15 protein-coding genes and 2 tRNA genes are annotated in these 18853 nt (G+C 36.0%); 6 read left to right on the plus strand and 11 right to left on the minus strand.

The features are described from left to right. Together M0051_RS02980 and M0051_RS02985 are read right to left on the minus strand one after the other, a co-directional pair. A complete protein-coding gene (locus M0051_RS02980; RefSeq protein ID WP_306740050.1) occupies window positions 1–381 on the minus strand; it encodes a hypothetical protein in 381 nt (126 codons plus the stop codon). Next, complete coding sequence (locus tag M0051_RS02985; RefSeq protein ID WP_306740051.1) at window positions 381–944, minus strand: RNA polymerase sigma factor; 564 nt, start codon at window positions 942–944, stop codon at window positions 381–383. The genes M0051_RS02980 and M0051_RS02985 overlap by 1 nt, the downstream gene beginning before the upstream one ends. Before the next feature lie 662 nt (window positions 945–1606). Between M0051_RS02985 and M0051_RS02990 the strand changes: the two genes are divergently transcribed. Next, on the plus strand, window positions 1607–1978 hold the full coding sequence (locus tag M0051_RS02990; RefSeq protein WP_306740052.1) for a hypothetical protein: 372 nt from the start codon (window positions 1607–1609) through the stop codon (window positions 1976–1978). A gap of 842 nt (window positions 1979–2820) precedes the next feature. Then, the gene (locus M0051_RS02995) at window positions 2821–3900 is read left to right on the plus strand and encodes a hypothetical protein (RefSeq protein ID WP_306740053.1); all 1080 of its coding nucleotides are present in this window, start codon (window positions 2821–2823) and stop codon (window positions 3898–3900) included. A 274-nt stretch (window positions 3901–4174) separates the two neighbouring features. On the opposite strand, the gene M0051_RS03000 is transcribed toward M0051_RS02995, so the two are convergent. From M0051_RS03000 to M0051_RS03040, 9 genes are all read right to left on the minus strand, one after another. Then, window positions 4175–5959: an acyl-CoA dehydrogenase family protein gene (locus M0051_RS03000; protein WP_306740054.1), complete on the minus strand. Its 1785-nt coding sequence runs from the start codon at window positions 5957–5959 to the stop codon at window positions 4175–4177. Window positions 5960–6064: 105 nt separating this feature from the next. After that, window positions 6065–7249 carry an acetyl-CoA C-acyltransferase gene (locus M0051_RS03005; protein WP_306740055.1) on the minus strand — a complete coding sequence of 395 codons (1185 nt, stop codon included), beginning with the start codon at window positions 7247–7249 and terminating at the stop codon, window positions 6065–6067. 103 nt (window positions 7250–7352) lie between these two features. Next, entirely contained in the window at window positions 7353–9752 is a 2400-nt protein-coding gene (locus M0051_RS03010; protein WP_306740056.1) for a 3-hydroxyacyl-CoA dehydrogenase/enoyl-CoA hydratase family protein, read from the minus strand. Between the two features lie 32 nt (window positions 9753–9784). After that, window positions 9785–11569, minus strand: a complete 1785-nt coding sequence (locus M0051_RS03015; RefSeq protein ID WP_306740057.1) for a long-chain fatty acid--CoA ligase — start codon at window positions 11567–11569, stop codon at window positions 9785–9787. Window positions 11570–11855: 286 nt separating this feature from the next. After that, a complete protein-coding gene (fmt, locus tag M0051_RS03020; RefSeq protein ID WP_306740058.1) occupies window positions 11856–12812 on the minus strand; it encodes a methionyl-tRNA formyltransferase in 957 nt (318 codons plus the stop codon). Window positions 12813–12814: 2 nt separating this feature from the next. Then, window positions 12815–12982, minus strand: coding sequence for a DUF5522 domain-containing protein (locus tag M0051_RS03025; protein WP_165836038.1), 168 nt, complete (start codon window positions 12980–12982; stop codon window positions 12815–12817). A 1-nt stretch (window position 12983) separates the two neighbouring features. After that, complete coding sequence (locus M0051_RS03030; RefSeq protein WP_306740059.1) at window positions 12984–13454, minus strand: nuclear transport factor 2 family protein; 471 nt, start codon at window positions 13452–13454, stop codon at window positions 12984–12986. Beyond that, entirely contained in the window at window positions 13447–14904 is a 1458-nt protein-coding gene (locus tag M0051_RS03035; RefSeq protein ID WP_306740060.1) for an LptF/LptG family permease, read from the minus strand. Before M0051_RS03035 ends, M0051_RS03030 begins: the two co-directional genes overlap by 8 nt. Window positions 14905–15061: 157 nt before the next feature. Continuing rightward, the gene (locus M0051_RS03040) at window positions 15062–15436 is read right to left on the minus strand and encodes an START-like domain-containing protein (RefSeq protein WP_306740061.1); all 375 of its coding nucleotides are present in this window, start codon (window positions 15434–15436) and stop codon (window positions 15062–15064) included. Window positions 15437–15784: 348 nt separating this feature from the next. Between M0051_RS03040 and M0051_RS03045 the strand changes: the two genes are divergently transcribed. The 4 genes from M0051_RS03045 (at window position 15785) to aspA (ending at window position 18671) form a co-directional block, all read left to right on the plus strand. Then, window positions 15785–15858, plus strand: a tRNA-Met gene (locus M0051_RS03045). A 358-nt stretch (window positions 15859–16216) separates the two neighbouring features. After that, window positions 16217–16290: transfer RNA gene (locus M0051_RS03050), tRNA-Met, on the plus strand. A 172-nt stretch (window positions 16291–16462) separates the two neighbouring features. After that, a complete protein-coding gene (locus M0051_RS03055; RefSeq protein WP_306740062.1) occupies window positions 16463–16969 on the plus strand; it encodes a DUF4494 domain-containing protein in 507 nt (168 codons plus the stop codon). A 295-nt stretch (window positions 16970–17264) separates the two neighbouring features. Then, a complete protein-coding gene (gene aspA / locus M0051_RS03060; protein WP_306740063.1) occupies window positions 17265–18671 on the plus strand; it encodes an aspartate ammonia-lyase in 1407 nt (468 codons plus the stop codon). Window positions 18672–18853 lie beyond the last annotated feature (182 nt).

The raw sequence follows: 18853 nt of genomic DNA on the forward strand, positions 1-18853 counted from the left end.
TCATTCTCCAAGTTGATCTTTGGTTCTGCTTAAAAGGAAAGAATCCGCCAATTGTATAGCTGTAATAATAAACAATACAAAGGCAATTGGATATTTAAATTGAGTGACGAAATCAAGAAGAATGCTTGCCTCTTTCAATTCAAAATAGAACAAGAATGCAACAGTAAAAGCCATAATCACAAATAAGCCAAGTGTCATCATCAGGTGACGCAATAAGGCCTCTCTAATCGATTTTCGCTTCTCCACTTTTTCCACCACATTATCAGCAAAATCAACTGGAATATTTAGCTCGAAATCATCCTCCAAAATTTCTTTCAGCAATTGATCCACATTTTGGAATTCGTCCTCGGTATGTTTTCCCCTGTAGCTATGCATATTCATTAGTATTTAATTTGTACCAACTCACTTTTCTCTATCAATTCTTTCAACATTTTCCTTGCCCTGAAAATGTAATTTTTTACCGTTCCAACAGGTAAACCTGTAATTTCAACAATTTCCTTATAGCCCATCTCTTCCAGATGATACAAACTTAAAACAGTTTTGTACTGCGTGGGCAATTTATCAATCATTTTTCGAAGGTGAAATTTTAATTCATTCGATTCTGCAATTTTTTGCGGATGTTCCTCCGTTATCATGTCGGAATGTAAAAATTCACGTTCATTGTCATCAATATCAGTATCGGGCTTTCGTTTTTTTAAATGATTAATGGTAACCCGATAAGCAATGGTTGCAATCCATGTTGAAAGCTTCGAATCACCTCTAAATTCTGGCAATTTCTGATGCACCTTAATAAATACCTCCTGGCAGATATCCTCCAAATCTTCCTGCTGGTTAAGCATGCGTGCCGCAACATGAAATACAAGGCGCTCGTATTGCTTTACCAAAAACCGAAAGGCCTGTGGACTGCCGTTATTTATCTGATTTATCAGCTCTGTTTCCTTCATCTTCTGTTGCAGTAGACAGGCAAGGTAAGAAATAGGTTGCAGAAAATTTAAATATTTTTTTGAGAGCTCTTTCCGATGCTACTTTTTAAATGAATACCTTTTTATTGGTATTTTGAAGAGTCGGCATTAATGCCGACTCTGTTAAATCTGTTACTACCTCATCCTATCCTTCTTCTGCAGGAAATAGAATAAATTTTCAATTATAGCAGTAGATTAATGTTTGCAGAATTGAGGGTGTCCAAAAAGTAAGTTCAATCGAATATAATGTCATGTTGAATGAAGTGAAACATCTGTTTATCAAAGGGACAGATTCTTCGCTAAACTCAGAATGACAATAATATTGAACTTTTTGGACATCCTCCTAGGGGATGAGGTGAAATTACCTATGCTTTTTACACATCTTTCAAAATGCATTTTCGTGCTCCGAATTGAGTTCGGGGTACGAATTGTTTATTAAGTGCATCAAAATCACACTTAAGATTTTCCTAATAAAATATTGGGAATCCGAACTCAAGTCGGAGTCCCAAAGAGAACACTGCTTTGAGAAAGCTTCATGGAAGGATGAGGTAAAATATTTCAAAAAAAATAAACCAAGCTGCAACCTTTTTAAAACCACCATGGTCTACTAGGCAAAACAGATTGAAAAACTTAAAATTTGAAATATGAATATTGGTGAATTATTAATGGCTGCAGTGGTGTTTTTCTCAATCATCACATTTGTGAAAATATTGTCTTCACATTTTCTAAAAAGAAAAATTATTAAAACTGGTCATTTCGATCGAGCAGAGATTCTGGATCAAAACGCTGAGATAGAAGTGAAGAAGCAAGTGCAATACGATCAGTATCCTGCATTAAAATGGGGATTGGTAGCATTTTTTGGTGGACTTGGATTCATCGTATTGGAACTGTTGGGAACTCAATATCCACAATTTACCGAGTATCGCAGTGCAATGCCTTATGGAATCTTCTTTGTATTCACTTCACTAGGTTTCTTGTTGTACTATGTGGTCATGAGCAAAAAAGCGAAAGAATAAAATAAATACACCCCAATAAAGAGAGGCTGTTCAATTCATTTTGAGCAGCCTTGTTTTTTCCGAAAGTTTTGAAATGTATGAATAGTGAAAAAGTAGAAAAGTTGTAAAAACTCAAAGCTAATTTAAGCACTAGTGAGTAATTCTTTTTCCGCATTCGCACAATAACCAGATTTCACAGTTAGGATAAGATTTTATTTTTGTTGGAGGTTTTTATTTATAACATTTAGTAAAATAAAAACCGCTGTAGCCCAGTATTTACCGATCCGAGTTAATAAAGTTACCGTCTTGTTACCAAAATACCCGTCTGAGTTACCAGAATATCCATCCGAGTCAACTCAACACCCGTCTGAGTTACAGATATTGGCGTCCGAGTTAAGGAAATACCCATGCGAGTTACCAATATTGGCATCTGAGTAAGCCAAATACCCTTGCGAGTCATGAATCTTACCATCCGAGTTGGACAAGGCCATAAAAACATTGACTCGGAAAGCAAAACTGATGACTTAAACAGGAGGAATACCAACTCGCATTGCAATTTGAATGACTTTGTTAATGAATTTGCTTACTCAAACAGATGGTACATAAGCAAAGACCTGAAAATGGTACACCTTTATAGAAGGAAGCAAATCAAAAAGAAAACAGTTGAAAACTGTTGCCAAAATATCTTAGCATAAGATATTTATTTATTGGATTATTGTTTAAATTCACATGCCTAAAACATCTAAAATTATCAGCTTACACAAACATATTGGGTTTGTAAGCTGATAAAACTAGGAAATAAAAGAAAAATAAGGATAAGTTTTTAAGCTTATAAATAAGTTAGGCGCAATTAAATGAGAGAAATGGAAACTTATATATGTTTTTATACAACAAAACCTTTTTGGACAGGAGAAAAACCAGATATTGAATCTCTTATCTCAAATGCAGATGCCTTTACAAAATCTTTATCCGAAAAGACAATTGAATATGAAAATGATTCAATTTATTTAGCTTTTTGTAAAGACGGTCTAGTTATGACAAGAATTAAGGAGTTGGAGTCAAGAAGAGATGAGTTTAAAGCTCAGAATGGGAAAGAAGAACCAATTCCTCCTGCAATTCAATTTACTTCTGAATACTTAAATTATTTGAATGCAATTCAAGTTATATTATCTTCTTCTCTTTTGAAGGTTGATAACTTTGCATATTTTAAGAACTCAAGTATCAGGTCGGGTGAGGCATTTACCATGAGTTTTAAAGATGGTAAATTTAATTCTAGTGGAGTTCCAGATAATTTAACTGAATCTTTTTACAGTGGACGATATCTTTCGCAATATAATCGAAACTACCCAATTCAAATAGATAAAAGAATCACATTCAGACGTGCTATTAAAGAAGAAGTATTTCGGACATGCTATGATGATTTAAATCTAATTATTGATGATACTGAAGCAATTCAAATGCTTAGTCAAGTAAACAGTGCATTAAGTGAGTATCACAATTTGAATTTTAGACAGTCACTTGTACAATCATGGTTTGTAATTGAATATTATATCAATAAAAAATGGATTGAGTTTTTATATTCGAAACAAGCTAAAATTGATACAGATAAAAACAGAATAGATAGTACAAGAAGAGATTTTCTGACAGGACGCGATATGACTTCTTCAATATTGTCAAATATTCTTGAATTGAATGACTTAATAGACTACGACATTTTTGAAAAAATTAATACGGTAAGAGGAAAAAGAAATGTAGCTGTTCATAATTTAGATTTAATAGAAAGACTTGCTGACAAGATGAAATCGAAACCAGGAAAGAAAAAAGATAAAAGAATAAGTACAGACGATTGTTGGGATGCATTTCTAGTTATAAAAGATTTTTTTAAGACTGAATATAACTTGGATTTAAAAATGAGTGGAGGATTTTCTTATTCTACCTTATAATAAAAGCGCCTAACACACGCTATATACCATAGGCTGGTACTAGGTTTCCGAATGTTTTGTGCTTTTACTGAGCAACGGCAAGGTAGCCATTTTAGAATAGTTATAGTTAAATGTAATCCTAAAGTCGCTACCTTGTCTTTTTATAAAAATTAAAACATAAATCAACTAAGGCGCCTACGTTACATAGCGCCATCCGTTGAATTTTCTTAAAGGAATTTATCAAAAAAACGCCTCCCACAACAGGAGGCGCTTCGCATACTAAGCCAATCTTTAACTAAAAACAATATTTATTCTCCTCGATTAATTTCCTGGCAATCATTCGGCGTTCTTCTTTGCTGTTTAGGCCACTGTGTTTGGTAAAGCGTTTCAATCCCAAAAGCATCATGCGCAGTTCGTCGCCCGATGAAATGCTATTGGCAGCATCTTTTGCATTTTTATGAATGCGGTCGGCGGCATCGTAAAAGAAGACCTTACACATGGCAATTTGTTCCTTGCAGGCTTCTTCTCCTTTGGTTTCTACCAACTTTTTAACGCGTAGCAATAAAGATTCTGCCTGATAGCAATCGGCAATGATATCTGAGATGTTCATTAGGATTTCCTGCTCCTTACTTAGCTTTTGCATGAACTTTTGAGCAGCAGCACCAGCAACCAGTAAAGCTGCTTTTTTAAAGCCTTCTACCAATTTGCTTTCAGCAGCCAATAGGCTGGTATCTTCTTCTCCAAAATCAGGAATAGACATTAACTCCTTGGCCACCGATTGAGAAGCAGCCAATAATGGCAATTCATTTTTAAAGGCCTTGCGCAAAAGGTAATCTACTACCAACATTCGGTTGATTTCGTTGGTTCCCTCAAAAATTCTGTTGATACGAGCATCGCGATAGGCACGTTCCATTGGAGCTTCGGCTGAGTATCCCATACCTCCATAAATCTGCACACCTTCATCCACCACATACTCCAAAGCTTCGGATGCAGCAACCTTTAAAATGGCAGCTTCGGCAGCAAATTCCTTCTGTGCCTGTACAGATGCTTGCTCCTTGCTCATTCCTTCTTCAATCAAATGATGCTTGGTGTTCTGAATATCGTTGCTGCAACGATAAATGGCAGATTCAATAGCATAGGTTCGAATGGTTTGCTCAGCAATTTTATACTGGATAGCCCCAAAATTAGCAATCTCGGTGCCAAACTGAATGCGTTCGTTGGCATAGTTAATGGAATTGGAGATTACCTTTTTTCCAGCACCTAAAACGGCAGCAGCCAATTTAATTCTTCCATTGTTCAGAATGTTCAAGGCCATCTTAAAACCGTCACCTCTTTCTCCAAGCAAGTTTTCAATAGGAATTTCACAATTTTCGAAGAACATCATGCAGGTTGAAGAACCTTTGATACCCATTTTCTTTTCTTCCTGTCCTAAACTGATTCCTGGAAAGTCTTTTTCAACAATGAAAGCACTTAAGTTTTTGTCATCATCAATCTTGGCAAATACTGTGTAAATATCGGCAAAGCCACCATTGGTAATCCACATTTTTTGTCCATTCAAAATGTATTTCGAACCATCCTCCGAAAGTTTTGCCTTACTCTTTCCTGAATTGGCATCGGATCCTGCACCTGGTTCCGTCAAGCAATAGGCTCCTTTGTATTCGCCACTGGCAAGCATTGGCAAATACTTTTCTTTTTGCTCTTGTGTCCCATAATAGAGGATAGGAAGTGTTCCAATTCCCACATGAGCCGCATAAGCCACAGCAAAAGAGCTGTAGGTTCCCATTACCTCAGTACTCAGCATGGAAGTATTCATATCCTGACCAAATCCACCGTACTCTTCGGGAATTGCAATTCCAAGTAGACCCAATTCACCTGCTTTATCAAGTAAATCGGTCATTAAACCTTCTTCCTGTTTATCAATTCTGTCCTGCATTGGAAATATTTCTTTCTCTTGAAAATCTCTGCAGGTTTCCATGATCATTTTCTGTTCCTCGGAAATTTCCTCAGGAATAAAAATATCTTGTGGCATGGTTTCCTTTACCAGAAACTGACCGCCTTTTACAGTTTTTATCTTTTCCATGTTTGTTAATGTTTAATGATTAGAGATTAATGATAAATGCTTAGTGTTTAATGATTATTGTCTAATGATTGGTGTATAGAATCATTTATAATTAAACCTTAATCATTAACCATTATTCATTAGTTCAAAAATACCGGCCGCACCTTGTCCCGATCCTACGCACATGGTAACCATGCCATATTTTTGTTTTCTTTTCTTCATTTCGTGTAAGAGTTGAACCGAAAGCTTTGTTCCAGTACAACCCAATGGATGTCCTAAAGCAATTGCTCCACCATTTACATTGGTGATTTCAGGGTTCATATCCAACTCTCTCATCACAGATAGAGCTTGAACAGCGAATGCTTCGTTCAATTCGATTTGCTCGATTTGGTTCATTTTCATTCCTGATCTCTTCAATACCTTCGGAATGGCTTCAACAGGTCCAATACCCATGTGTTTTGGCTCCACACCAGCCACTGCATAAGAAACAAAACGGGCAATGGGTTCTACATTTAATTGTTTCAGCATCTTTTCGGATACCACCAAAACAAATGCGGCACCATCGGAAGTTTGCGAAGAATTACCAGCTGTAACCGTACCATTTTGATCGAATACTGGTCTTAATTTCGACAAGCCTTCTATACTGGTATCAGCTCTTGGGCCTTCATCCGTGGCAACAATATGTTCTTTGGTTTCAGCTTTCTCCTGGTTATTTACAAAAGTCTCCAATACTGTAATGGGAACAATTTCATCTACAAAACGGTTCGCAGCTATTGCCTCTAAAGCTTTTCTATGCGAATGAAATGCAAATTCATCCTGAGCATCTCTTGAGATTTTATACTTTTTCTGTAGAGCTTCTGCTGTAATTCCCATGTTCCAATAGTAATCGGGATTCGACTTGGCTATTCCCAGATTGGGAACCAGTCGCCAACCGCCCATAGGCATGAGAGACATCATCTCTACGCCACCGGCAAGAATGCAATCGGCCAAACCTGCTTCTATTTTCGATGCAGCAATTGCAATTGTTTCCAGACCAGAAGAACAGTATCGATTCACAGTCATCCCAGGAACCTGAATATTATCCAATCCCATTAAAGAAATCATCCTACCGATATTCAATCCTTGTTCAGCTTCGGGAGTTGCATTTCCTACAATTACATCGTCAACCATCACAGGATCCAAACTTGGCGTTTTTCCCATAATGTGTTGTACCACTTTTGCGGCCATATCATCAGGCCTGATGAGGCGAAGCTTTCCCTTTTTTGCTTTGCCTACTGCGGTTCTATATGCGGCTACTATATATGCGTTCATGTTAATGTTTAATTATAAATGGTTAATGTTTAGTTATTACCTACTAGCTTATGCAATTGTGTACAATGTCATTAATCATTAAACACTAATCATTATTAATTGACTAGTTTCTAAGGATTTTTCCTTTTTGCAAAAGACTCTGCATTCGTTCCAGTGTTTTCTTTTGTTGACAGAGTCGTACAAAAGCAATTCGTTCCAGATCGAGTAAATATTTTTCCGAAACTTTGGTGGGTTCACTTAGTTCACCTCCACTTAGCACTTTTCCAAGCTCTATGGACAAATGTTTATCGTATTCGGATATGTAATTTCCTACTTCCATTCCATCAGCACCCGAATAAACCAAAGCCAAACCTTCGCTTCCCAAAACAGTAATGTCTTTGGTTGGTAGAGGAGGAGTGTAGCCTTTCTCAAGCATTAGCAAAGCTGCTTTTTTTGCATAAGTCAACTGATGTTTTTTGCTAATGATCACTTCATCCACATCCTTTCGGAGATATCCCAAATCGAATGCTTCGTAGGCCGACATCGATACCTTTGCCTGACCAATACTCAAGAATTTATCTCGGAAGCGGTTGGTTCTGATATCATCCTGGGCAATTTCCCTGGACAATCGGTAAGCAAATTCTTTGGTTCCTCCACCAGCAGGAATCACTCCAACACCCAATTCAACCAATCCCATGTAGGTTTCGGTGTGAGCAATTACCTTGTCGGTGTGCATGCAAAGTTCGCATCCTCCTCCCAGAGTCATTCCATGTGGAGCTGCAATAACCGGAATCGATGCGTACTTTAGTTTCAGCATGGTGTTTTGGAAAGTGCGAACAACCATGTCTAACTCATCGAATTCCTGTTCAACAGCAAGCATAAATACCAGTCCTATATTGGCTCCGGCCGAGAAGTTTTCTCCTTCGTTAGAGATTACCAAAGCCCGATAATCGCTTTCTGCCAACTCAATCGCTTTGTTAATTCCTTGTATGATTTCACTGCCAATGGTATTCATTTTGGTGTGGAATTCCAGATTGATGATTCCATCTCCAAGATCAATGATGCTGGCTCCTTCGTTACTCCAAATGGTTTTGGATGAACGAATGTTATTAAGAAGAACCAGATTTTCAGTTCCAGGAATGGTTTGATGAGCATTGGTATTTACATCATAGTACTGTTTCATACCATCTTTTAACTGATAGAAACTAAGATCTTCCTGAACCATATTGTAAACCCAGTTGGCAGCCTTAAAGCCCATTTCTTCCATCATGCTTAAAGTCTTTTTCACACCTAAACTTTCCCAAATCTCGAATGGTCCCATTTCCCAGGCAAAACCAGAGCAGATGGCTTCGTCAATTTTGTACAGGTCATCGGTAATTTCAGGCATTCGATTCGAAACATAGGCAAATAAGCCAAAGAACAACTTCTGATAGAACTGATTTACTTTGCTGTTTCCTTTTAAGAGAACTTTAAAGCGATTATTGAGATGAGGTACAGCCTTTGCGGCTTCAAATTCACCAAACTTTACCCTTTGCTTTTCTTGATATTCGAAACTTTCCAGATTCAAGCTTAAAATCTCACTCTTTCCTTCAGATTTAATCTTTTTATAAAAGCCCTGACCTGTTTTTGCTCCCAACCATTGGTTTCCCATCATGTGTTGAATGAATTCCGGAATCTGGAAAACATCTTTGGCTTCATCATCTTGCAGAGCTTTTTGAAGATTTTGTGCTACAAATACCAAGGTATCCAGACCAACTACATCGCAAGTACGGAAGGTTGCCGATTTGGGTCTTCCAATAATTGGTCCAGTCAACTTATCTATTTCTTCCACTGAGAATCCAAACTCATCAATCAAATGAAAGACGGACATCATGGAATAAACCCCAACTCGGTTGGCAATAAAAGCAGGAGTATCCTTACAACTAACCACCGATTTGCCTAAAAATCTTTCTCCAAAATCAGTCAAAAAATCCAATACTTCCTGATTTGTGCTAGGGGAAGGAATGATTTCTAACAATTTCAAATACCTAGGAGGATTAAAGAAGTGAGTGCCACAAAAATGAGTGGCAAAATCTTCTGATCTTCCTTGAATCAGCATCTGAATAGGAATACCTGATGTATTTGTGGTAATCAGGGAACCAGGTTTACGATGCTCTTCAATTTTGTTATAAAGCTCTTGTTTGATTTTTAGATTTTCGATAATGGCTTCTATTATCCAGTCGCATTCAGCTATTTTATGAAGATCATCTTCGAAATTACCCGTTGTAATTCTGCTGGCATAAGCTTTTAAATACAATGGAGCAGGTTTTAGTTTTGTAGCCTTTAGAAAAAGATCGTTTACAATTTTATTTCGCACTTTAGGATGCTCAAGTGACAATCCAGCCTTTTGTTCTTTTTCATTAAGCTCTTTTGCAGGCATATCTAATAGCAATACCTCCATGCCTATATTGGCAAAATGACATGCAATTTGAGCGCCCATGACTCCTGCACCCAAAACTGCAATTTTTCTAATTTTTCGAGTCATATTTTTATTTGTTATAGTGTGTGATTACTTATTTAAAGTTCTTCTTCGTAGGCGTATATATCTCGAATTAAATCGTCGTATTTATCCTTTAAAACTTTTCTTTTGAGTTTTAGGGTTGGTGATAATTCTCCAGATTCAGGAGTCCAAACATCAGAAACCAGTCGACAGGTTTTAATCTTCTTTGGGCGATCGAGATTTACATTGGTTTTCTCAACTTCTTTCCAGATTCGCATTTGAATACGCTCGTTTTTAATGATCTCTTCCGGACTGATAAAATCCAATTTCTTTCTTTTGCAGTATTCTTTTAGGAATTCAAAGTCCGGGGAAATTAATACAGAAGGAAAGCGTCTGAATTCACCAATTACAATTGCCTGATCGATAAAAGGAGATTCTTTTAATTTGTTTTCAATTACCTGTGGAGCAATATAAATGCCACCGGAAGTTTTGAAGATTTCCTTCTTACGATCGGTAATTTTGAGGAATCGATCTTCTACAATGCAACCAATATCACCCGTATGAAACCAACCATCTTTGTCGATAACCTCATTGGTTAGTTCAGGATTTTTGTAATATCCCAGCATGATATTCGGTCCTCGGGCTAGAATTTCTCCATCTTCTGCAATTTTAACTTCCACGCCTTCTAGAACGGGGCCAACTGTTCCAAATTTGATGTCAGGATAAGCATTTTGATTTGCTGCGATGATGGGGGAGGTTTCGGTCAAACCATAACCTTCTTGAACAGGAATACCAGCAGCCCAAAATAGACGCTCTAATCTAACTTGAAGAGCAGCTCCACCCGAACACATAAACATGATGTTACCACCAAGAGCTTCCTGCCATTTGCTAAAAATTAGCTTTCTGGCAATTTTTAATTTGAATTCGTACCACCAGCCATTTTCCCCGTTCAGTTCATATTTTTGACCAAGGTTTACTGCCCATAAAAACAAGGATTTCTTTATGGCAGGCAGACTTTTTCCTTTTGCCATGATCTTGTCATATACTTTTTCCAGCAATCGGGGAACGGTGGCAAACCCATGAGGTTTAATTTCTCGCAAATTATCGCCAATGGTTTCCATACTTTCAGCATAATAGATACTAATTCCCTTGTACTGATACTGATAGTTAACCATTCGCTCGTAAACATGGTTGATTGGTAAAAAACTCAAACACTTGTGACTTGAATTTAAAATTAAACGTGCAGCCGAAGCCAGCACATTACTTGTGAAGTTTTTGTGCGATAACATTACACCTTTAGGGTTGCCTGTTGTTCCCGATGTATATATAATGGTAACCAAATCTTGTGGTTTGATTGATTCTTTAATAGACTTTAATTCATTTTTATATTTGTCATTAAGAGCTTTGCCTATATCAAGTAATCGTACCCAATGAGTCACAGCTTTTATCTTATCGAAAGAATAAACCTCTTTTATTGAAGGATGATCGTTTAATAGTGGTTCTATTTTGCAATACAACTCTTCGCTTGATAAAAAAATGATACTAGGCTCACAATGACGAATGATAAAATCATAACTTTTTGCGCTAATTGTCGGATAAAGAGGAACATGAATCACTCCAATTTGTGCCAAGGCCATATCAACAAAATTCCATTCGGGTCTGTTGTTCGAAATGGTGATAACTCGGTCTCCTTTTTTAAGACCACTATCCAGCAAAGCGTAACTAATTAAATCTGAATATTTCAGATATTGTTCTGTGGAATAGGTAACCCACTTGCCATCTTCTTTCTTTGCGAAAGCATCTGTTTTATCAGGATAATTCTCCCGATAATTATCGAGTAAATCAAAAATGCGCGTAACCATAATTAAAGATTTAGATATGTAAGGCATTACAGCATTTCAAAATGGTGTTTAATCATTTTGATGCGCAGAAACTTAATCTCTAATTGTTAGAGGTGAGAGGTTTAGTGTTGATTTAAGTTTTGTGTAAGAAGTTGTATTGGGAATTAGTTTCGGAGATTTTCCGAAATCTTTTTACACTTACATAAAATTTACAAAAAGGAATTTGAAAATAAAAGAATAATTGGTAAGAATTCTTTTTTATTTGGTAAGCGAAAAAAAAGGAAGCTTTTGGGCTTCCTTTGAAATTTTATAAGTGATAGTTGGATATTTGCTGAAATCCGCGAAGAAAATCTTCGACTTTCATTCTTTTCTTGCCTGCTTGTTGCAGCACTGTAATAGATAGAAAGCCGCCTTCTACAGCCACTTTTAAATAAGTTTTACCATCGGTGTGCAAACTTCCTATTTCTTTGTCGTGATTTTCAATTGTTTTTTCGGTTGCGAAAACTTTAAGACCGATCTTTTTTCCTTCTTCATTTGGAATCAATTCCGTCCATGATGCTGGGTACGGACTTAATCCACGAATTAAATTATGAATTGAATTGATATTCTTGGTCCAATCAATCTTACAATCCTCTTTAAAGATTTTGGGAGCAGATTTTAATTCATTAGCAGCAATGCTTTCCTGAGGGATTTGTGGGTAGTCATTGGCTTGAATTGCTTTTACTGTCTTAACTACCAAATCAGCACCAATATTCATCAATTTATCGTGAATGATCTCAGCATTGTCATTTTCACCAATCTCAGTTTTTTCTTGAAATATGATGTTACCTGTATCAATTTCGTGCTTTAAAAGAAATGTAGATACACCAGTTTCTTTATCACCATTGATGATTGCCCAGTTAATAGGTGCAGCACCACGATATTGAGGAAGTAGGGAAGCATGAAGATTCAGGGTTCCATATTTTGGCATGTTCCAAACTACCTCAGGTAACATTTTAAAAGCAACCACAACCTGCAAATCAGCTTCCAATGATTTAAGTTCTGCAAGAAATTCTTCATTTCTGAATTTTTCAGGCTGTAAAATTTTCAATCCTTTTTCGGCAGCATACTTTTTAACTGCTGCTTCTTGTATTTTTTGACCTCTACCTGCAGGTTTATCGGGATTGGTAATTACACCAACTACATTAACCCCTGCATTTAAAAGAGCTTCAAGAGGAGCCACCGCAAAATCGGGTGTTCCCATATATACTACACGTAAACTCATAGTTATTCCTTTAAGTTCCTGTTTCCTTTATTGTGTTTTGGAAAATAAGGGCAATGTTTGCATCCATTGCCACAGCAATATCCTCTTTCGGTAAGATATTTTTTTGTCATGATTCTATATCCATCAGGATGCATATAGTAATCGATATCTGGTTTTAAATCGTCAAACATATTAGTCTTGTTTAATTTTTAAAAACTCTTTTATGCTTTCGTTTTTAATGGTAACCGAAAGATGGTAGTGAGATATTTTGTATTCGTTGTTTTCAATTACCAGTACGCCAGAAGCTCTGCAAACCCCCATCCATGTATTTAAAAGTTCATCGAACCAAATGGTTTTCTTGTCTTCCGAAGTATAAATTTTTCTATCAAAAGCCTTAAAATCCCAGGTTGTTCCCTTGGCAAAATAGGGCTTGCAAAAATTGTGGAATTCTTGTCTGGTCCATCTTTCCGATGGATCGGTTCCAATGTAGGTTGCATTTTCAGTCATCAAGCCAAAATACTTTTCTAAATCAGCATCTGCGGCAGCCTTATGCCAATCATCAAGAAGCTGATTGACTTCTTTTTCGGAGTATTCTACTTGTTTTGTACAAGCAGAAAATAATCCTAAAACTGCAATTAGAATTATGAATATAGATTTATGCATTTTTCTTTTTGAAAAATTTAACGGGGTTAATCTTTTTAAAGAAATCAATATAATTCTCGATGTTGAAAACAGCAGAATCGGTAGTTGCTTTGTAGGTTAATACAATTCCCAATGGTAGAATTATCAGTGATGAAATCCACATCCCGATAGCTGGAGGAAGAACCAATTCTTTGGCAAATCGTTCACCAGTCATGGAAATGATGTAATAAAAAATAAAGAATAACACAGATACAATTACTGGCATTCCCAAGCCTCCTTTACGGATGATTGCACCAAGAGGAGCTCCAATAAAGAAGAATATCAAACAAGCAAAAGGAAGTGTGAATTTTCGATGCCACTCATTGGAGAATTTTTTAATCCATTTTTCTTGTCCCAATAGCTCTCCTTCTTTTCGAGAGATAGTTTCTCTGGTTTTTCTAGCGAAACTAAGAGCTGAACTTACTGAGGTTAACTGTTTTGTGATTGTAGTAGATTTAAATAAAGAATCAACATTTAGTGTTTTTGCTGAAAGGTTTTGCGATTTTACAGAATCTTTTCGCATCGATTTTGATTCTTTCTTAAAGTAATGTCTTGCTAGCAATCCTGTAACAAGTCTCTTTTTTTCATTTTGCAATTTACCTTGTAAGGAATCTTCAGAATGGACCAACTGTTTTAGGTTTAGCATTCTGTAGTTCTTGCTATATCTATCCTCGTTACCTCTTTTTAATTCAGTGCTTCTAAGAGGAACGTTTGTTTTATATTCCTGAAATTTAATTCTTCTGGAAGGATGTTTTTTATCTCTTCTCGATTTGGTTTTTACCTCCTGATACATATTGCCACTATACAAAGTAAGAGCCATATTCTTCTTATCAGGAGAAGTAACCATGGTGCCGGAATCAGCAACTGTTACATTGGTATTTCCTATTCCATCGCGATGATCGTAAATCAAAATTTTATGCATCATCCCTGTTTCCTTATCAATTTTATCAACCTTAATGCTAAAATTTGGAAGGTCATTTGTGAAAATACCTTCTTTCAGGATTAGTTCTGGCTTTTGGTTTTTAATATCGATTAATAATGATGTAGTTTTTAAGGATGCAACTGGCATTACATAGTTGGCAAAGAAAAAAGCACTAATACTAATTATCACCACAAGAGTGGTAAGTGGCTGCATGATTCGCTGCAAGGAAATTCCTGCAGCTTTCATGGCTGTTAATTCATAATTCTCTCCCATATTCCCAAAGGTCATAATGGAAGCCAAAAGAATAGCCAAAGGCAGTGCCATTGGAACTAAAGTAGCAGAAACGTAAAACAAAAATTCAGCAATTACTGTCCATTCTAACCCTTTTCCGACAAGTTCATCGATATATCGCCAAAGGAATTGCATGAGAAGAACAAACATGCAGATAAAGAAAGTAAAGGCCAATGGCCCAAGAAAACTTTTAAGAATAAATGAATGTAAACGTTTCATTCTAAAATATTTTAATTGAAGCGAGATCTGAATTTTATTGTAATGATATCGCATTTCTACCTAAAAAATAAGACCAATAACTTGTAGAAACTGGTCTTACATAGCTTACAAAAATAAGCTAATTATTTAGGATTTGGTGTTATGATTTGTTAAAAAATCATATTCCCAAAACATGTTTTAATTCGGCGATTTGAGTATCCCAAAGTTCAATGCTTTCGTCTATTTCATCTTCATCAGCAAAATCGGTAATGATAAGAGATAGATCATTGGTAAGGGCATCAATTTCTATTTTAAATTCGAAATAGCTTTCTTCATCTTCACTATCCAGCCAGTGGAAGCGAATTAAACGATTGTCTTTCTTGGTAATTAATTCTGCTTGCTGTTCCGATCCATCCCAAATGAAAGTATAAACTTTACCTTTTTGATTTACATCATCAGCAAACCATTCTGATAATCCACTTGCATTACTTAGTCGATCGAAAATCACTTTTTGCGAAGCTTGAAGTACATATTCCAGTTCAAATTGTTTCATCTGTTGGGGCATAAATGTTTTGATAATAAAATAAGGGAATTAAGTTTGTCTTGATAAATTTTTCCCCCAGTATTAAAATACTGCACTAAAAAGGTGAAATGTAAGTTAATACTTAAATTTCGCGCAAGATACTTAAGAATTTTCTAATAATAAAAACTGATTCTTAAATCTTTAGGTTTTCTCATATTGTTAATTCTTAAATATGCTTATTTTACATGCACCATATAAGTTAAGAAAATTTTACAAATCGATAAATTAAATCATTTACAATTCAAGAGTTGAAAAAAATGAGAAATGATTTTTTTTTAATGAAAAAGGATTCTATATTTGCACCGCGTTAGAAAAAACGGCGAGGTAGCTCAGTTGGTTAGAGCGCATGATTCATAATCATGAGGTCGGCGGTTCAAACCCGCCTCTCGCTACTACAAGGGAAACAATGAAAATTGTTTCCCTTTTTTCTTGCCTTAAAATTTCTTTACCTACAATTGTATCGAAAGATCAATAGTCTATGCTTTTTTGAAAATTCAATAGAAAGGATGCAAATCTGACTCAATGTTTGCAATAAAAACGGCAAAAGAGAAGGCACTTTTTCGTAAATATATCCTCCAAGCATAAGTGAAATGTAATGTTGTAAAAAAAATCAATATTTTTTTCAACTTGTAACATTTCTGTAAAACAGATAGTTTAAGGAATTGCGTTATTTCTTTGTAAAGATTTTTAGAAAAAAGATTTTTTTTAGAAATAAAATGCCTTTATATTTGCACCGCAATCAAGCAAAACGGCGAGGTAGCTCAGTTGGTTAGAGCGCATGATTCATAATCATGAGGTCGGCGGTTCAAACCCGCCTCTCGCTACAAAAAGGATGACTTTAGGTCATCCTTTTTTGTTTTATATATCTCCATTTTTTATAAGAGTTGATTTTAATAGAGATCAATTCTTTTATCTTTGTTATCCGTTAAAATAAAATATCAATGTTAAAAGCAACCAGAGCTATGTGGTGCTTTTAGAACTAAATAATGTAATCGTATGAACAATTGGTTTGAGTGTAAAGTGAAGTATGTTAAGGTGGATGAAGTATCAGGAAAAGAGAAAAAAGTATCGGAGCCATATTTGGTGGATGCAATGTCTTTTACCGAAGCTGAGGCCAGAATTCACAAAGAGCTGGAGCAAATGATTAGTGGGGAATTTAATGTAACCAATATCAGCAAATCAAACATTACGGAATTGTATCCTAATGACAATGGTGACCGTTGGTTTAAAGCTAAAGTTGCATTTATTGATGTGGACGAAGCATCTGGTAAAGAAAAGAAGAGCAATAATTATATGCTTGCCCAAGCAAATAATGTGAAACAAGCATATGAATTCCTTGAAGAATGTTTGAGTGACATGCTAGTACCTTATGAGATCCCGGCAATATCTGAAAGTCCGATTATGGATATCTTCCCATTTTTTAGTGATGAAGTGAATGAAGAAATTCCAGAGAACTTGAAACCAGTTTCGGAAATTGAGCCGAATGATAACGAATTTGAATAGATCAGAAATTTCTGATCTGTTTTTTTTCGAAAACGATTGTTTTCTGTTGAAAAACATACGCTAAGCTCTTTGTTACTGTAAAATTAATACGATGTAATAATCAGTAAATCAATTTAAAAGTGGGTTTGTGAATTGATGATTTGATTTTTTGTGTTTTTCGTGGTGAAATTTCTTTTCTCTACTACATTTGTCAGCATAAACAAACAACAAAAAACAGACTTGAATAAGTTTTGACTTTTAAGATGAGGGGATCTATATGAAGTCAGATTTATTGGTTTAAACGTATAATCACACCATGAAAACAAGAACTGAACACGACTTAATTGGCTACAAAGAGGTGCCAGCTGATGCATATTATGGCATTCAAACTTTAAGAGCAGTTGAAAATTTTGACATTTGCGGTGTTAAATTAAGTGCATATCCAAACTTTATTAAAGGTTTGGCAATGGTAAAATGGGCAGCAGCTAAAGCGAACAACGATCTTAACCTACTAACTGACGATGTAACTGAAGCGATCACCAAGGCTTGTGAAGAGCTTATTGATGGAAAACACCATGATCATTTTCCTGTTGATATGATTCAGGGAGGTGCTGGAACATCTACCAATATGAATGCCAACGAGGTGATTGCCAACAGAGCATTGGAAATTCTTGGATATCAAAAAGGTGAATACGAACACTGTCATCCAAACAACCACATTAACTTATCTCAGTCAACAAATGATGCATATCCAACTGCAATAAAAATTGCATTAATGTATATGAATGAGAATTTGGTGGCAGGCTTAAAATCATTGATTACTGCATTTAGAGCTAAAGGGGAAGAGTTCAAGGATGTATTAAAAATGGGTAGAACTCAGCTGCAAGATGCTGTGCCTATGACATTGGGACAAGAATTTGAAGCTTGGGCTGTAAACCTTGAAGAGGAAATTGAAAGGTTGAACCAAAATGCAAAACTGTTCCTTGAGGTAAATATGGGAGCAACTGCTATTGGTACAGGAATTAACTCAGAGCCTGGTTACTCAGAAAAATGTGTTGCACACCTTAACGAAATTACAAAACTTCCAATTGTATTGGCTGGTAACTTAATCGAAGCTACTCCTGATACTGGTTCGTATGTAATGTACTCATCAGCAGTGAAGCGTTTGGCTGTTAAGCTTTCTAAAATCTGTAACGACTTAAGATTGTTATCTTCAGGGCCTCGTTGTGGATTGAACGAAATCAACTTGCCAAAAATGCAACCAGGATCTTCTATTATGCCAGGTAAGGTAAACCCAGTAATTCCAGAGGTTGTAAACCAAGTTGCATACAAAGTAATTGGTAACGATTTAACTGTAACATTTGCTGCTGAAGCAGGTCAGTTGGAATTGAATGTAATGGAACCAGTTTTGGTTCGTGCTATTTTTGAATCAATGGAAATGTTGGAGAATGGAATGGCAACATTAAAAGAAAGATGTATTGAAGGAATTACAGCAAATGTTGAGCACTGTAAAGAAATGGTTCTAAACAGTATTGGTATTGTAACTGCTGTTAATCCAACATTAGGATATGAAGCTTCTTCGCGAATTGCTAAAAGAGCATTGGCAGAAAACAGAAGTGTTTACGATTTAATTCTTGAAGAAGGATTATTGACTAAGGAGAAGCTAGACGAAATTCTTTCTCCGGAAAGAATGATTAAGCCTCAGAAGTTTGTTGAAGCTTAATTATTAGAAGTGAAACCAATTTTTGGTTGAACTTTGTTTCTTAAAACAACAATCCAATTTAAATTGGAAAATACTCTATCATTGAGTTCTTGGCGCATTAAAGAGGTTGATTCGATTTTCGTTTCAACCTCTTTTATTTAAATGAAAGTCCGGAACAGTCAAACAGTCGCACAGTCCAAGAG

The organism is Marinifilum sp. D714, assembly GCF_030851345.1.
In the GTDB taxonomy this organism is placed as follows: domain Bacteria; phylum Bacteroidota; class Bacteroidia; order Bacteroidales; family Marinifilaceae; genus Marinifilum.

Excerpts from the sequence above, each read along its gene's own strand:
- M0051_RS02980 (WP_306740050.1), bottom strand. The coding sequence starts at position 381 with ATGAATATGCATAGCTACAGGGGAAAACATACCGAGGACGAATTCCAA.
- M0051_RS02985 (WP_306740051.1), bottom strand. The coding sequence starts at position 944 with ATGAAGGAAACAGAGCTGATAAATCAGATAAATAACGGCAGTCCACAG.
- M0051_RS02990 (WP_306740052.1), top strand. The coding sequence starts at position 1,607 with ATGAATATTGGTGAATTATTAATGGCTGCAGTGGTGTTTTTCTCAATC.
- M0051_RS02995 (WP_306740053.1), top strand. The coding sequence starts at position 2,821 with ATGGAAACTTATATATGTTTTTATACAACAAAACCTTTTTGGACAGGA.
- M0051_RS03000 (WP_306740054.1), bottom strand. The coding sequence starts at position 5,959 with ATGGAAAAGATAAAAACTGTAAAAGGCGGTCAGTTTCTGGTAAAGGAA.
- M0051_RS03005 (WP_306740055.1), bottom strand. The coding sequence starts at position 7,249 with ATGAACGCATATATAGTAGCCGCATATAGAACCGCAGTAGGCAAAGCA.
- M0051_RS03010 (WP_306740056.1), bottom strand. The coding sequence starts at position 9,752 with ATGACTCGAAAAATTAGAAAAATTGCAGTTTTGGGTGCAGGAGTCATG.
- M0051_RS03015 (WP_306740057.1), bottom strand. The coding sequence starts at position 11,569 with ATGGTTACGCGCATTTTTGATTTACTCGATAATTATCGGGAGAATTAT.
- fmt (WP_306740058.1), bottom strand. The coding sequence starts at position 12,812 with ATGAGTTTACGTGTAGTATATATGGGAACACCCGATTTTGCGGTGGCT.
- M0051_RS03025 (WP_165836038.1), bottom strand. The coding sequence starts at position 12,982 with ATGTTTGACGATTTAAAACCAGATATCGATTACTATATGCATCCTGAT.
- M0051_RS03030 (WP_306740059.1), bottom strand. The coding sequence starts at position 13,454 with ATGCATAAATCTATATTCATAATTCTAATTGCAGTTTTAGGATTATTT.
- M0051_RS03035 (WP_306740060.1), bottom strand. The coding sequence starts at position 14,904 with ATGAAACGTTTACATTCATTTATTCTTAAAAGTTTTCTTGGGCCATTG.
- M0051_RS03040 (WP_306740061.1), bottom strand. The coding sequence starts at position 15,436 with ATGAAACAATTTGAACTGGAATATGTACTTCAAGCTTCGCAAAAAGTG.
- M0051_RS03055 (WP_306740062.1), top strand. The coding sequence starts at position 16,463 with ATGAACAATTGGTTTGAGTGTAAAGTGAAGTATGTTAAGGTGGATGAA.
- aspA (WP_306740063.1), top strand. The coding sequence starts at position 17,265 with ATGAAAACAAGAACTGAACACGACTTAATTGGCTACAAAGAGGTGCCA.